Raw genomic sequence first — 15,853 nt, 5'->3', positions numbered from 1 at the left:
GATATTGAATACTGCATCTTCAGCTCTATCTGCTTATGGAAATACCCCTAAAAGGAGCTTGTCTAGTTTAGAAGGTGTCCATCCTGATCTTGTTAAAGTGGTCAATAGGGCAATTGAATTAACTCAAATAGATTTCACAGTAATCGACCGATTAAGGACTAAAGAACGTCAAGCTCAACTATTAAAAGAAAAAAAGACAATAACTCTTAACTCTACATAGCCGTCACTTAACTGGCAATGCTGTAGACCTAGCTGCATGGGTCATTGTAGATGGTAAAGGTACAGTTTCATGGGATTGGAAACATTCCTAGTCATCGCAAAATATGAAACAAGCAGCTACAGAAATCAAAATACCGATTAAATGGGGCGGTGATTTAAAGATGCTCCACACTAACAAGTATCCTAAGTAAAACAACAGCCCTTAGCACATATATGCTGCTAGTGGCATTGTTTTTGTGCCATCTCAATACCGATCTGTTTAGCATAGTGCGATAAGACAATATTGTACCTAAGCAACAGGTTTGCAATATCAAACCATTGATTGGCATCTAAATCGTTAATCTTCGAAATAGGCCTAATTTTGCCGTTCAAAGTTGTATTTACATCTGATAAAAATAGAATTTCCATTTCACAAAACTGCTGATTAACGGAAGTATCGTTCATTTTTTTCATAGCATTTATGCCTTAGAAAACTAAAAGAACACTTATTGTATAGCGCGTAAAAATTGCGATTTTCTTATTCTTCCAGCTTTACATCTTGTACAGAATATTGTACATTTTAATTGTACAGAATATTGTACAAAACTATGTTTTTGCAAACATGAACTCAAACAGCCAATTTTTAATTTAAGTGTCCATATAAAGTATCTATAGCGAATTTATGAGCCAATGTGCCAACCAACTAATGCTAGATCAGTGAAGTGACCATATATATATTGTTTAAGGCTAAATATTTAATTAGGAAGTGCAAAACATGCAAGTATTTACATATACAGATGCACGTAACAATCTAAAATCCGTTTTAGATAAGGTTATTGATGATGCAGATGTAGCAGTAATTACTAGGAAAGAAGGTAGTCATGCCGTTGTTATGGGGCAAGAACACTATGACAGCTTAATGGAAACTTTATATCTTCTTTCATCTCCTAATAATGCTGCTCGTTTAAATGAGTCAATTGCCCAATTACGTGCATCCCGTACTACTGAAAGGGATCTCATCGAAGATGAATCGGACAATTGAGTTTACAGATAACGCTTGGGATGATTATATCTACTGGCAAACGCAGGATAAAAAGGTACTCAAGCGTATAAATGCTTTAATCAAAGAGTGCCTACGAACACCATTTGAAGGAACAGGAAAGCCCGAACCACTTAAGGCGAACCTTTCAGGCTTTTGGAGTCGAAGGATAGATGAAAAGCATAGGTTGGTTTATGAAGTTACGGATGAACGGATTAGCATCGTTCAGTGTCGGTTTCACTACTGAGCAATCAAGCCCTTACTCAACAATGTAAGGGCTTTTTGGTGTTATGAATTACCTTGGCCATACAAAGCAGAGCACACAGCATACAAAATATTCTCGCCTTTTGAGTCAGGTATTACAGGTTCGTATTGAGGTGAACGGAAGATTTGAGAATCTATTAACTTAGTCTTTTTATAAGAATAGTAAGCGAGAAGTCCTAGTTCATTCGTCTTACATTTAACTCCATATTTTAATAATCTGTGATCACCAATACTCAAACCATCTTTAGATAAGTCTGTATGAACAACCATCTTTAGCCAAACTTCCGCTTGTTCCAGTGTTTCATAAGTCTTTACCGTACGGTCTGGGTCTATATAAGTAACAAATTCATCATCTTTACTCCATTCCATCCAATCAGCTTGAGCTATAACAGGAACAGCAATGATTAACCCTAATAATAATTTTTTAAACATGACTTACCCCTCATAAGTTGCTGAATTATAACAGACGATCACACTTAATCACATGAGATTGACGTCCTAATCTTTATGAAATGCCCGCCTTAAAAGCTAGAAAAAATAAAATTCTTGATTTATAAGATACTAGCCAAAACAAATACTTGTATTAAAAATGATGAATATATTATTAGGGTCTGTTGACATTTACTGTTCATAATTAAACCTATAAAGGTAGCCATAAAAATATACAGGCTAAGGCAACAGCACTTTGATAATTTCTTTTGAGCTTGTCATATCGAGTAGCTATTCCTCTAAATTGCTTTAATCTACAAAACATATTTTCAACTAAATGCCTGATTTTATATAAATACCAGTCCATATGATCATTGTTCGATTGGCTATTTATTTTCTTTGGTATATTCGCTTTTGTCCCTGTTTTTCTGATCTGTTCACGCAGTGGTTCTGAATCATAGCCTTTATCTGCGCAGACCACTTTTGTCTCTTTTAAGTCTAATGTTGATATTAAATCAGGTGCAACTTTGACGTCATGTGTGGTTCCATCGGTAATCATGAAATCAACAGGATTGCCATTTGCATCAACAATCAAATGTATTTTTGAGGAGTTTCCTCCTACACTTTTAGAAATAGATTGATTCGCTATACCGGCAGAATGTTGATGAGCACGTACGTGAGAGCCATCAATAAAAATCCACTCCATATCGGGGCATGATGCTAATAATTTGAATAATCTAAGCAACTTACCACTGCTTGACCAACGATTAAAACGTTTGAAAATAGAGTTTGATTGACCGAAATAGGAAGGAATATCTCGCCACGGACAGCCTGTTCTAATTCTATAGAGAATAGCTTCAATAAAATTACGTAAATTTGAGTTGTGATGAATAGATAAATTACGCAAAATAGTTTTCAACTTTTGCCAGTGTTGATCTGTCAGCATGGTACGAGGCATAGCGAATAGTAAAATTGGGTTTGGCGATTTGATTTTACTACTTCGCTATTTTTTAAGCTAAAAGTGTCAACACACCCTAGTTAGAAGCCATATCTCAATTATCGAGACTGATAGAGTTGGTTATGGTTGGTCTAAAGTAAACTTTTCAAATTTTTCGACTTTACCTGAAGTAATTAAAGAAATTAAACAACAATATGTTAAAGGCATAGGTAGAAGCACTAATCGTATTAAAAGATTTTTTAATCTGACCGAAGGTGATATCGTGATCGTTCCCTTAGCAAAATCAATTGCTATAGGAATAGTAAGTGGGAAAAAAACTTTTGACTTGAGTCTGACAGATAAAAAAGCCTGTAACCTTATTAACGTAAATTTCTTCAGAACGAATGAAGGTCATATTCTACGAATCCCAAGAAAGTCTCTTACACATGGATTAGAGAGTAGGCTAAAAATACAAGCACATAATACAAACTTAAAAGAGTTCAAAGATGAAATTGAAAGAATTATTGAATCAATAGCATCTAATGGTACATATAAACAAGAAAGTTATCTATTGGAAAAAATAGCAGAGGCTGAGGCTAGTTTTAAGGAGAATCTACTTAAATCTTTGACAACAGGGACAACTTGGTTAGCAGCAGGCGGTGAAGGGCTTGAACTTCTTATCCTTGAGCTTTTAAAAATAGAGGGATATACAGCTAAAAAACAGGCTAAAAACCAAAGTTCTGATATTTCAGATATTGACATAAAAGCTAGCAAAATTGATAGGTTTTCAGAATCAAATTTATTTTTTCAGGTTAAACATCACTGTAATATCTCTAGCAAGCATGGATTAGAACAGCTTATTGCTTATGTTGACACCGATGATATAGAACATGAAAAGTGGTTCATAACTACGGGGAATTTATCTGAGTCTTCAATCCAATATGCAGAGGATCACAACATTAGAGTCATGGTGGGAGATGAGCTAGTTGATTGGATTTATGAAAATATTGGCGATCTCTCAAATGGGACTAGACACAAACTAGGAATTATAGAAATTCCTTTAGTAATACAATCAATTATCCTATAAAAAGAGTTTATTAAGTAATAACTCTGGATAATTCTATGTGAAATCAAAGCTGTAGGTTTCTCTTATTCAGCCCGTTCTCTATATAGGGTGGGATTTTTTTATTAGCAAATAGTCAATCACTGATTCGCATAATTAAAGAGAAAGGATTCGTATTTGAAAATTACGATAAAGTCTGCAAATTATTACGTTCAGCAAATGCATCAATTGACATAGCCTCTATCGTTGAACGACACATCAGTTGTCATTTTCCTAAACGATTAATCTATACTTTAGTATGCTTAACGACATTCGATGACACCTTTCAACGACATGACAGATGTCATTTTCTGAAAACGAACCTCCAAGCTTGTATATTAAAGACTAAGCTTTTGGTAAATAACTCAAAAATTCTGAGTGAGATGCTCGTTGAATGTCCCATCGGTTAGTATAAGAGGGTGGGCGTTCTCGTTCTGCACAAGATGTCATAATTAGACGACGTTTAGCTCTAGAGACTCCAACAAAGAAAGAGCAACGTTCTTCATCCGCTTTTCCCCAAAATGTTTGATCTTCAACACCTAGTAAAATTACGGTATCAAATTCTAAGCCTTTGCTTTTATGGATTGTTAGGATACGAATGGTCTGATCATCCGAGAAACGTTCTAGTGCATTCACTAAATTAGAATCTATTTTAAGAAGTTCTTCTATTCGAGATTTTGTATTCCGTAAAATTTCTTTTAACCGATCTATGGATTCATATTCTGGAGATAAAGCTATTATAGTTTCTTTCCCAATTTGTTCAATGAATTCAGTTATAAAGTGCCACCATCTTGAGTGAGGATCTTCAGATGATTGTTTTGCTATATCTTTTCTGTGTCGTTTAATGAGCTGATCAATGTCGGTTCTAATATTTAGTTGAATATCCTCTTCTTCAAATGGAATTAATAGATTTATCAATCGAACCCATGCTTTAGGTTTACATTGGTTATATAGACAAGATAAATAGTCCACAATAAGTCTTGCGGCAGGTTCCACCGAAATATCCTGCATTTGTTGTTCATTTCTATATGGAATACCTCTCTCTGCGAAAAGGTCCATTAAATGATGTCCATAATATTCAGGTTGTTTTGAAATGAGTATTGCAATTTCGGCTGGAGGTATTTGTTCGCTATTTATCCAAGTTGTGATTAAGTCAGTTAAATACTCAGCTTCCTCTCGGCTATTATCAAATCGAAAATCTAGAGCCTCTCCTTCATCACCTGCAAGTTGGTTATCAGGCATTACAGATGGAGGATCAAGTACACGGATAATTTCATTTTGCATTCTAAGAAGAAGTGGTTTTGATCGAAAGTTTAGATATAAGTTAAGTGAAATAGCATTAAAGTCCAGAGCAAAAGTTGCGAAGATGCCGTCTAATGCACCTGCCCATCCCATAATTTTTTGCTTGATGTCTCCAACCGCTGTTAGGCGTATACAAGTATTCTGGAAAGCTAGTTTAACAAGCTCATATTGTTTATCAGTACAATCTTGAAATTCATCTAAAAAGACGTCGCTATATGTTTGTCGAATGGCATTTCGGGCAATATGCGACTGATTCAAAATTTGTATGGCTAATGGAACTAGATCTTCATAGCTGATTTGGTTTCGAGTACGCCCATTCTTGCGTTCACTAATTTTGTATCCTGCATCTAACGTATCTTCGCCTGTTAAAACTGCTCGAAATTTATCAATAATTCGTTTAGCAAAAGAATGAAAAGTATAACTATCAAATCTAGATGATAGGTCAGTACCACATCGACGATAAACTCGTTCTTTGAGATTTTTACTGGCATCAACTTTGAATGAGATTGCTAGAATGCGTTTAGGATAAGGACATGAATTTGTTCTCAACAAGAAGTCTGCTTTTTGAGCAAGCATTTCTGTTTTTCCTGCTCCAGGCCCAGCAGTTAAGGCGAGACATCTTTCTAACTCTTTTGCCGCTCTTAAAGCATTGGGTTCAAGTATTAAGCCATCTGAAGGTTTCCATATGTCGATAGATATCACTCAGGAAGCTCCTCAAGTTTGCTAATAACAGCATCGGCTAATCGGCCAAAAGACTCAGGTATTCTTCCTAATAAGGTTATGTTATCTAATTGGGCTAATGCATTAATATGGGCAGCTGGTTTACTACCAAGTTTGAAGCATCTATGGTAAGTACTAAACAGTTTTAGTTCATTCTCAGAATATTGTTGTGAATTGACATGGCTTTTACCAAGGACAGATTTAATCGTTCCTTCATCTGGATATTCTTCTTCAACTTCATATGCATTTGGATAAGCTTTTAGCATGGAGAAATCCAAGTCCATTGGGTTTGAAAAAAATATTCCTCGATTTTCTAACTCTGCAAAAAGATCTATTTCCTGATAGAAATGATGGGTGCGGATGGGTGTATCAGTCGTATTCCATTTAGGAAGAGGCCACTCACTTGGAAGTGCTTTTGTAGGTTCAAATTTTATAAGTTGATCATTAACATATTTAATACGGCCCCATCCAGCTCCATAGCGAGCTACATCAAGATCAAGCAAAGTTAGGTATGGAATTTCAAGTGCTGAGAGTAACCGCCAAAAGTGGTTAACATGTCTCCCTCCTAAAGGTGCAATAGTCACTGCAGATTCATCAACCGATGCTTCTTTGGCTTGAAGAATACGTGGTAGTACAATTTCTTCACTGTCACCTTCAACAAGCAAGACTAATCTAGAGAAATATATTTCAGGAAAAGCTTGTACTGCTTCCCGTACAAATTTATGTCCTTCATCTAAACATTCTGGAAGGATAATATTTGTGATTTTGGTACAACGATTAGCTGAAAGTCGTAAATAGCGGATATATTCTGGGGGAATGCGTTTGATCATAGAAGGTGCATGTGTAGCAATTAGGGCTTGAGCATCTCCTTTACCAAGGACTGAATTGATGGCATTTACAATCCTACCAAGATAGTGAGGAGATAGACTATTTTCAGGTTCTTCCAAAGCAATCAATGTAAAAGCAGGGGGGCGAAGTTTAATAGCATTAAAGGATTTATCTTCCTCTGCCAATACTGAACGGCCAATAGATTGAGATGACAATACTAGTGACAAATAAAGCATCGATTTCTGACCATCGCTCAGTCTTGAAAAGTCGACAAGGTTTTCGTCATGGCCAGGAGAGAATGAGATGGACATATGTCTTAGAAGTGCTTCAATCTCAGATGCTACGAATGTAATTTTCGGGTCGGTAAAGAAGTTACCTTTATGCAGTTTTTCCCATATCTTTTTTAAATTGGTACTGAATGCATCAATAGATAAATTAGCTTTGAGGTTATCGCTTATTTGATTGGTTAAATCCCTAATTGTGTTTCGTTCATTTTCCCAATTAATAGCTCGTAGCATGCGACCTAATAAAGCATTGGTACTATAAGCAATATGATCAGCTGGATCCCTTTGAGCTGGTAAATAGTGAACGTGAATATGGTTACGTTCGGTTCTAGGAACTGTTGAGGTATTGAGAGGTGTACCATCTGGGTTAATATCAAGTACATATACAAACTCTTCCTCAATGTCTCCATCAATCCCCATTGTTGCATTTAATCGAAAGCGAACTCGAGGAATACCATTTTGATCATCTAGACGCATATGCCCAAAGTGAGGCGCAACTGTAAAGTTATCTGTATCATTTACTAGTTCTGGAAAAGTAAAGTTTGCTTCAATCCATAATTTTCTTTCATCTGGTGGAGTTTCTTCATCATGCGGAACGTGAAAATCTGATCGAATAATACGACGTAAAGAAGGGTCAAATGCAAATAGCCGGCATAAAGCTTGTAATAAAGCTGTCTTTCCAGAGCCATTTGGACCAATTAGATATGTAATTTGTTCAAGCGAGAGTTCTGTGGAACTTTCACCAAAAGATTGAAAATTTGATAGACGAAGACTTTGTAACTGCAAGGAAATGCACTCCCTTAAATTTATACTCTTTGTTCTAATACATTGATCGCTAATATTCATAGTAAATCAAATGTTTATAAAGTGTACAATATGTTTATATGATGTTAGGTGAAAAGTTGAAGAGGGTGATTTCTGTGTTTGGATATAATTTTAATGCCAGCAATATTATTAGATCTATTAGGCTTTGTTGCACAAACCTATCTATAAAGGCTTATTCGGCAATATAATTTGCAAATGAATAAGCCTACACCCAAAATTTATCGTACAACCAATTGGTCTTCTTATAACAGTGCATTAATAAATCGAGGAAATCTCTCAATTTGGTTTGATACTAAGACTCAATGGTATGCGCAACCAGAAGGCAAGCATGGTCGAAATCAAACTTATTCTGACGCAGCCATCCAATGCTGCTTAATGATTAAATCTCTATTTCGATTGTCTTTACGCATGGTCACAGGCTTTGTTCAAAGTATCATTAAACTTTACGGATTAGATTGGACAGCACCGGATTATTCAACCATTTGTAGAAGACAAAAGCATATTGATATTCAAATTAGCTATGAAAAGAGTTGCAATAGACTGCATCTACTCGTCGATTCCACTGGCTTGAAGTTCTTAGGTGAAGGTGAATGGAAACGTAAGAAACATCAACCTGAATATCGTCGCCAATGGCGTAAACTACATATTGGGATAGATTCTAAAACCCTACAAATACGAGCAGTTCAGCTTACAACCAATAACGTGAGTGATTCGCAAGTCCTTGTTGATTTACTAGATCAAATTCCGTTGAATGAATAAATTGATTCAGTCTATACAGATGGGGCTTATGATACAAAATAATGCCGTCAGGTCATTGCAGATCGGCAAGCACATGCAGTGATTCCTCCTAGACAAAATGCGAAGCCTTGGAAAGATACAAAGACCAGTTCGCTAGAGCAAAATGAATTACTACGAACAGTTAAACGTTTCGGCAGGACACTATGGAAAAAATGGGCAGGCTATCATCGCCGAAGTTAGGTCGAAACCAAGATGCATTGCATCAAGTTATTAGGCGATAAACTCAGTGCAAGGAGTTTTGATAGTCAGGTCAATGAAATCCATGCACGCGCAGCCGTGTTAAATAAATTTACAGAATTAGGCAGACCTCATACCCAAGTTGTCACTTAAATTTTAGCAACTTAGGAAAACTCTGCCGTCAAAGGCTTTATGCAACAAAGCCCTTTGAATGTACAAAATAAAAATGAGCATCAGGAAACGAGACTGATGCAAGAAGAAAATAAAAAGTTAGTTAGTCGGATAGTAGCATTGGAATCAGAATTAAAAGAACTTCAGAATTATTAATGTCGGAGCAAACAGGTGCTTTATTTTGATGTGTTATTAAAGAAAATTAAAAATTCATTAATTAAAAATATAATAAGGGGGGGATTTTATTTTTAACTTTTAACTTCGGTTATTTATTGGAGGATTACCTAATTATTATCGTCATTTTGTTGTTTAAGTAGGCTTTGTTGCATAAAGCTCTTAAAGATAGAGTTCTCTAAGCATCTCAAATTTAAGTGACAACTTGGGTGTGGGGTCGGCCGAGCTCCGTAAACTTATTTAAGATGGCCACACGTGCATGCATCTCGTTGACTTGGCTATCAAAATTCCGGGCTCTGAGCTTATCGCCTAATAATTTGATGCAGTGCATCTTGGTTTCTACCAGACTTCGCTGATGGTAGCCCGACCATTTTTTCCATAGTGTCCTGCCTAAACGTTTAACAGTGCGAAGTAATTCATTTCGCTCTAGCGAATGAACTTTTGTACCTTTCCAAGGCTTCGCATTTTTTCTGGGTGGAATAATCGCATGGGCATTTCGATCTGTGATCAACTGGCGACACCGCTTTGTGTCATAAGCACCATCGGTATAAACGGAGTCAATATGCTCATCTTGAGGAATCTGATCGAGTAAATCACCAAGTACTTGTGAATCACTGACATTATTTGTCGTAAGCTGAACGGCACGTATTTGCAGTGTTTCAGCATCTATACCAATATGCAGTTTACGCCATTGCCGACGGTATTCAGGCTGATGCTTCTTACGCTTCCATTCGCCTTCACCTAAAAATTTTAAACCCGTAGAGTCGACGAGTAGGTGTAACCCATCACGACTTTTCTGGTAGCTAATTTGAATATCAATATACTTTTGTCTTCTACAAAGCGTCGTGAAGTCTGGTGCTGTCCAATCTAATCCGCAAAGTTTAATTAAGCTTTGAACAAAACCAGTAACCATGCGTAAAGTGAGTCTAAATAGAGATTTAATCATCAAACAGCATTGAATCGCTATGTCGGAGTAGGTTTGACTTCGACCTTGTTTGCCTTGAGGTTCTGCATACCATTGTGTTTTTGGATCGAACCAAATGGCAATATTCCCACGATTAATGAGAGCTCGGTTATATGCGGGCCAATTGGTTGTGCGGTAGATTTTGTGTGTAGGTTTCTTCATTTGGAAATTATATTGCCGAAGGAGTCCTTAAGAACAGCTTTGTGCAACAAAGCCGTATAGAAATAATACTCATGAGTTTAGTAATAGGGGGAGTTAGTACCTCTATGATTATGTTAGGGACATTTATTTCTAAAAATAATAGATAGCACAGAATTAATAATCTATAAGTTATAGAAATTACTAGATTTTTCTTTAATTCTGTTCTTTTCTATTCATTCGACACATAAGGTCACGAATTACGTAAACCCTATATAAGTTTATTTTTTAAACAGTTGAATACCTTATTTCATACATTAATTTACAGCGTGCCGTTTCATCCTAAGGCTCTAATACAAGTGTTTTTTAATTCTTGGCAGCCTTGCTACGAGTCTGTTTAATGTTGAACTAGAAAGAGGAAATCCGCATGCGTGCTCTTACCTATCATGGTGCTCGGGATGTACGAGTTGAATCTGTTCCAGATCCAGTGATTCAGGAACCAGATGACGTTATTTTAAGGGTGACAGCCACCGCCATCTGTGGCTCAGATCTGCACCTATACCGGGGTAAAATTCCGGCCACTGAAGATGGCGATATTTTCGGCCATGAATTTATGGGAATTGTAGAAGAAGTCGGCCCTGAAGTCACAGAAGTCAAAAAAGGCGACCGGGTAATTATTCCTTTCGTGATTGCATGTGGTCACTGTTTTTTCTGTGAACATGAACTAATGGCTGCCTGTGAAAATACCAATACCGGCCGTGGTGCAATTCTCAATAAAAAACAGATTCCACCAGGGGCAGCTTTATTTGGCTTTAGCCATCTATATGGTGGTATACCAGGTGGTCAAGCTGAATATGTGCGGATCCCCAAGGGCAATGTCGGACCATTTAAAGTACCAGGCTCCCTGCCTGATGAAAAAGTATTATTCCTGACCGATATTCTACCAACCGCCTGGCAAGCAGTGAACAATGCCCAAGTTGGTCGAGGTTCCAGTGTGGCGATTTATGGTGCTGGCCCAGTTGGTCTGCTGGCTGCTGCCTGTGCACGGATGCTCGGTGCCGAGCAGATTTTTATGGTCGATCACCATCCTTATCGTCTGAGTTTCGCACATCAAACCTATGGGGTGATTCCGGTCAATTTTGATGAAGTCGATGCCGCTGAATTTATCATTCAAAATACCACGGGTTATCGTGGAGTCGATGCCGTCATTGATGCGGTCGGTTTTGAAGCCAAAGGCAGCATGCTGGAAACCGTAATGACTAACCTGAAATTAGAAGGTTCGAGTGGTTCAGCGTTAAGACAATGTATTGCAGCGGTCCGCCGCGGCGGTGTGGTGAGTGTACCTGGAGTTTATGCCGGTCCAATTCATGGCTTCCTGTTTGGTGATGCCTTTGACAAAGGTTTAACCTTTAAAATGGGACAAACTCATGTGCATAATTACTTGCCGCAGTTGCTAGAACATATTGAAAATGGAGATCTGTCTCCAGATCTGATTATTACCCATCGCATGAAACTGGAAGATGCTGCGGAAGGTTACCGTATTTTTGATAAAAAAGAAGAAGATTGTCGTAAAGTGATTCTGACGCCATAAATATGATTAAAGGAAAGCGCCGTCAGGCGCTTTTTTATTTTTTATCATCATTTTATCAATCCTCTTTTTCTTGTTTTTAAGGGCTTTGTTGCACAAAGATTTGAAATGCAAAGCGCCCCTAATTGAGCCAAATTTAAGGCGTAACTTGGGTAAGTGGTCGACCTAATTCCGTAAATCTGTTAAGGACTGCTACACGTGCATGGATCTCATTCACTTGGCTATCAAAACTCCTTGCACTGAGTTTATCTCCTAATAATTTAATGCAGTTCATCTTAGTTTCAACCAAACTTCGCCGATGATAGCCTGACCATTTTTTCCATAGTGTCCTGCCTAAACGCTTAACTGTTCGAAGTAATTCATTTCGCTCTAGCGAGCTACTCTTTGTATCTTTCCATGGTTTCGCATTTTTTCTAGGTGGAATCACCGCATGCGCTTGCCGATCTGCAATGACCTGACGGCATTGCTTGGTGTCATAAGCTCCATCGGTATAAACAGAGTCAATCCGCTCATCTTGTGGAATCTGATTAAGTAAATCACCAAGCACCTGTGAATTACTGACATTATTGGTTGTAAGCTGAACTGCTCGTATTTGTAGGGTTTTAGAATCTATGCCAATATGAAGTTTACGCCATTGGCGACGATATTCAGGTCCATGTTTCTTGCGTTTCCATTCGCTCTCACCTAGAAACTTCATGCCTGTAGAGTCCATGAGTAGATGCAGCCCATCGCTACTTTTTTGGTAGCTGATTGCAATATCAATATGCTTTTGTCTTCTACAAAGCGTGGTGTAATCTGGAGCTATCCAATTTAATCCGCAAAGTTTAATCAGACTTTGCACAAAGCCAGTGACCATATCTAAAGATAGGCGGAATAAGGATTTAATCATTAAGCAGCATTGGATAGCTGCATCGGAGTAGGTTTGATTTCGTCCTTGTTTGCCTTTTGATGGAGCATACCATTGCGTAGCAGGATCAAACCAAATGGCAATATTTCCGCGACTCATGAGTGCTCGGTTATATGCGGGCCAATTGGTTGTGCGGTAGATTTTGTGTGTAGGCTTCTTCATTTGAAAATTATATCGCTGAAAAACCCTTTACAGATAGGTTTGTGCAACAAAGCCCTTAGTTGAAAAAAACTTTTAGATTTCATGCTCACACACCACCTAAAACAAAAAATATCTGATTGATTTTACAGGCTTTTAATTTAAGGTTTTATTCTACCCACTCGCAATATCAAAGTTTAGTATCACGACTCACTAACTCATTAACTAAATATGGAGCAGTACGGCTATCTTGATTTTCTGTTATTTGTTTTGGTGTTCCTGCCACAACAATATTCCCACCAGCATTTCCAGCACCTGGTCCCACATCAATCACCCAATCTGCTTGTGCAACGGCACGCATATCATGCTCAATCATAACCACGGTATTACCCGCATCGACTAATCGCTGCAATTGAACTAACAATCGATCTACATCTGATGGATGCAAACCTGTAGTTGGCTCATCAAGTATATACAGTGTATTTCCACGCTGATTGCGTTGCAGCTCGGTCGCCAATTTAATACGTTGCGCTTCTCCACCAGATAGTTCAGTCGCTGGTTGCCCTAAACGTAAATAACCAAGGCCAATTTCCTTTAATAATTGTAGTGAACGAGCAATCGAGACCTCTCCATCAAAAAAATCACGTGCTTCATTGACGGTCATTCCTAATACTTCAGCAATATTACGTCCATTCCAGCGAATTTTCAGAGTGTCATCATTATATCGAGCACCATGACATGTCGGACAAGGGGCATATACACTTGGCATAAACAATAATTCTACACTGACAAAGCCTTCACCTTCACAAGTTTCACATCGCCCTTTAGCCACATTAAACGAAAAACGTCCAGCATCATAATGAGCTTGGCGAGCTTCAGGAGTCCCAGCAAATAACTTTCTAACATGATCAAATAAACCCGTATAAGTTGCCAGATTAGAACGTGGAGTACGGCCAATTGGTTTTTGATCAACCTGTACCAGACGCTGTATAGCCTCCACATCACCAGCCAGAGAACCCTGTGTAACCTCGGTAACCAACATTCCTTCATTTAAAGGATTATTTTCATTATTGTTTTCAGTTTCAGATTCATTGCCTAAATATGAAAGTACTAACTCGGGTAAAGCTTGAGAAACGAGACTAGATTTACCTGAACCTGAAATACCTGTAACTGCTGTAAGTACACCAAGAGGTATACGAGCATCAATATTATGCAGGTTATGTCGGTAAATATTGTTAAGTTCAAGCCAACCAGAGGGTGTACGTCCATAACTTTGAGTAACTGGGATTTTATTAAATAAATAACTTGCAGTACGTGAAGCTGAAATCTCACTTAAACCCTGAGGTACTCCACTATATAAAATATTACCACCTTGCTCTCCTGCATCTGGTCCAACATCCACTAACCATTGAGCACGACGCATGAGCTCTAAATCATGCTCTACAACAAATACGGAGTTTCCAGCGTCTCTTAATTTATCGAGAGAATCATATAATGACTGACTATCTGAAGGATGTAATCCAGCAGACGGTTCATCCAGTACGTAAACTACACCAAATAGCATAGAACTTAATTGTGTTGCTAAACGCAAACGTTGCAACTCTCCCGCTGAAAGAGTTGGCGTGGCTCTATCTAATGTTAGATAACCAAGACCTAACTGGCGTAATTGATTTAAACGGCCCATTACACCACTTGCTAAACGCTGAGCAGCAATTTTCTTTTCATCTGAAAGTGCTGACGTACGTCTTACATCTGGAGATACAGAATGCACTGCTCTACCTGTTGTTGCTCGTTCAGCTCTATCAAGTTGGGTTACTTTATTATTAGTCTTTTCTCCAGCATCATGAGCGTCGAAATCGCCAAGAACTATAGGTTCAAGCAAACAAGTTAATTTATCCAAAGAAAGTTGCATAAACTCACCAATATCTACTCCTGCAAAGGTAATAGATAAGGCTTCTGGCTTAAGGCGTTTGCCATGGCAGGATGGACACAATTTACCTTCCATAAAACGTGAAACACGTTTTTTCATCAACGTACTTTGGGTATTAGCAAAAGTATGAAGGACATAGCGACGAGCACCAGTGAAAGTGCCCATATAGCTGGGTTCTAGTTTACGTTTAAGTGCAGATTGAGTCTCAGCGGGGCTTAAACCAGCATAGACAGGAACTGTTGGGGTTTCTTCAGTAAATAAAATCCAGTCTCTATCCGATTGCGGTAAATCTTTCCATGGTCGATCAACATCATATCCTAGGGTTACTAGGATATCGCGTAAGTTTTGCCCGTGCCAAGCAGGTGGCCATGATGCGATAGCTCTCTCACGAATACTGAGTGTTGGGTCAGGAACCATTGTCGATTCTGTAACTTCATAAATGTGACCTAAACCATGACATGTAGGACAAGCACCTTGAGGAGTGTTCGGTGAAAAGTCCTCGGCATATAACATTGGCTGATCGGCAGGATATGCACCAGCACGCGAATAAATCATTCGCACGAGACTTGATAAAGTTGTTACACTTCCAACAGAAGAACGGGTATTACTTGCACCACGTTGTTGTTGCAATGCTACTGCTGGTGGTAGACCATCAATAGCATCAACATCTGGTACTCCGGCCTGATCTATTAAGCGTCTTGCATAAGGTGCAACAGATTCGAAATATCTTCTTTGTGCTTCAGCAAAAATAGTTCCAAAAGCAAGTGATGATTTTCCTGAACCCGATACACCTGAGAAAACAACAAGTGCATTTCTTGGGATAGAAACATCTACATCCTTAAGGTTATGCTCACGTGCACCTCGAACTTCAATACAATTATTAGATAAAGTAATGTTATTGTGTTCACCAAAAGAATGTATTTTCATGTTTCTACGAGCC

General features: G+C 38.1%; 12 protein-coding genes and 2 pseudogenes. 6 read left to right on the top strand and 8 right to left on the bottom strand.

Going from position 1 to position 15,853, the window contains the following annotated elements; all coding sequences use genetic code 11:
- Nucleotides 1-4 precede the first annotated feature (4 nt).
- Nucleotides 5-410: pseudogene (locus tag ACFN7Z_RS19375) on the top strand (M15 family peptidase).
- A 28-nt stretch (nt 411-438) separates the two neighbouring features.
- On the opposite strand, the gene ACFN7Z_RS19370 reads toward ACFN7Z_RS19375, so the two are convergent.
- Nucleotides 439-672, bottom strand: coding sequence for a hypothetical protein (locus ACFN7Z_RS19370; RefSeq protein WP_227567096.1), 234 nt, complete (start codon nt 670-672; stop codon nt 439-441).
- Between the two features lie 301 nt (nt 673-973).
- On the opposite strand from ACFN7Z_RS19370, the gene ACFN7Z_RS19365 reads away from it, so the two are divergent.
- Both ACFN7Z_RS19365 and ACFN7Z_RS19360 read left to right on the top strand, forming a co-directional pair.
- Nucleotides 974-1,240: a type II toxin-antitoxin system Phd/YefM family antitoxin gene (locus tag ACFN7Z_RS19365; protein WP_034617158.1), complete on the top strand. Its 267-nt coding sequence runs from the start codon at nt 974-976 to the stop codon at nt 1,238-1,240.
- Nucleotides 1,224-1,484, top strand: coding sequence for a Txe/YoeB family addiction module toxin (locus ACFN7Z_RS19360; protein WP_034617162.1), 261 nt, complete (start codon nt 1,224-1,226; stop codon nt 1,482-1,484). The genes ACFN7Z_RS19365 and ACFN7Z_RS19360 overlap by 17 nt, the downstream gene beginning before the upstream one ends.
- Nucleotides 1,485-1,525: 41 nt before the next feature.
- Here the strand turns inward: ACFN7Z_RS19360 and ACFN7Z_RS19355 are convergent, their stop codons facing one another.
- Both ACFN7Z_RS19355 and ACFN7Z_RS19350 read right to left on the bottom strand, forming a co-directional pair.
- Entirely contained in the window at nt 1,526-1,933 is a 408-nt protein-coding gene (locus tag ACFN7Z_RS19355) for a surface-adhesin E family protein (protein ID WP_034617165.1), read from the bottom strand.
- 208 nt (nt 1,934-2,141) lie between these two features.
- Complete coding sequence (locus ACFN7Z_RS19350; RefSeq protein ID WP_004782810.1) at nt 2,142-2,888, bottom strand: IS5 family transposase; 747 nt, start codon at nt 2,886-2,888, stop codon at nt 2,142-2,144.
- Between the two features lie 262 nt (nt 2,889-3,150).
- Here ACFN7Z_RS19350 and ACFN7Z_RS19345 point away from each other — a divergent pair, with 262 nt between their 5' ends.
- Nucleotides 3,151-3,954: a restriction endonuclease gene (locus ACFN7Z_RS19345; RefSeq protein ID WP_395442711.1), complete on the top strand. Its 804-nt coding sequence runs from the start codon at nt 3,151-3,153 to the stop codon at nt 3,952-3,954.
- Between the two features lie 360 nt (nt 3,955-4,314).
- On the opposite strand, the gene ACFN7Z_RS19340 is transcribed toward ACFN7Z_RS19345, so the two are convergent.
- Nucleotides 4,315-5,973, bottom strand: coding sequence for a UvrD-helicase domain-containing protein (locus ACFN7Z_RS19340; RefSeq protein ID WP_049176418.1), 1,659 nt, complete (start codon nt 5,971-5,973; stop codon nt 4,315-4,317).
- A complete protein-coding gene (locus tag ACFN7Z_RS19335) occupies nt 5,970-7,889 on the bottom strand; it encodes an ATP-dependent endonuclease (protein ID WP_049176417.1) in 1,920 nt (639 codons plus the stop codon). Before ACFN7Z_RS19335 ends, ACFN7Z_RS19340 begins: the two co-directional genes overlap by 4 nt.
- A gap of 234 nt (nt 7,890-8,123) precedes the next feature.
- On the opposite strand from ACFN7Z_RS19335, the pseudogene ACFN7Z_RS19330 reads away from it, so the two are divergent.
- Nucleotides 8,124-9,056 (top strand): annotated as a pseudogene (locus ACFN7Z_RS19330) (IS5 family transposase).
- A gap of 385 nt (nt 9,057-9,441) precedes the next feature.
- On the opposite strand, the gene ACFN7Z_RS19325 reads toward ACFN7Z_RS19330, so the two are convergent.
- Complete coding sequence (locus ACFN7Z_RS19325) at nt 9,442-10,374, bottom strand: IS5 family transposase (RefSeq protein WP_151732017.1); 933 nt, start codon at nt 10,372-10,374, stop codon at nt 9,442-9,444.
- 403 nt (nt 10,375-10,777) lie between these two features.
- Between ACFN7Z_RS19325 and ACFN7Z_RS19320 the strand changes: the two genes are divergently transcribed.
- Nucleotides 10,778-11,941: a zinc-dependent alcohol dehydrogenase gene (locus ACFN7Z_RS19320; protein WP_005104957.1), complete on the top strand. Its 1,164-nt coding sequence runs from the start codon at nt 10,778-10,780 to the stop codon at nt 11,939-11,941.
- A gap of 133 nt (nt 11,942-12,074) precedes the next feature.
- Here ACFN7Z_RS19320 and ACFN7Z_RS19315 read toward each other — a convergent pair whose 3' ends face one another.
- The gene (locus ACFN7Z_RS19315) at nt 12,075-13,007 is read right to left on the bottom strand and encodes an IS5 family transposase (protein WP_395442710.1); all 933 of its coding nucleotides are present in this window, start codon (nt 13,005-13,007) and stop codon (nt 12,075-12,077) included.
- Nucleotides 13,008-13,173: 166 nt separating this feature from the next.
- Nucleotides 13,174-15,840: an excinuclease ABC subunit UvrA gene (locus tag ACFN7Z_RS19310; RefSeq protein WP_152630443.1), complete on the bottom strand. Its 2,667-nt coding sequence runs from the start codon at nt 15,838-15,840 to the stop codon at nt 13,174-13,176.
- Nucleotides 15,841-15,853 lie beyond the last annotated feature (13 nt).

This window comes from Acinetobacter sp. P1332, assembly GCF_044057475.1.
GTDB classification, from domain to species: domain Bacteria; phylum Pseudomonadota; class Gammaproteobacteria; order Pseudomonadales; family Moraxellaceae; genus Acinetobacter; species Acinetobacter johnsonii.
Note: the sequence above shows the minus strand (reverse complement) of the source record. Positions and strands in the feature narration are given on the sequence as shown.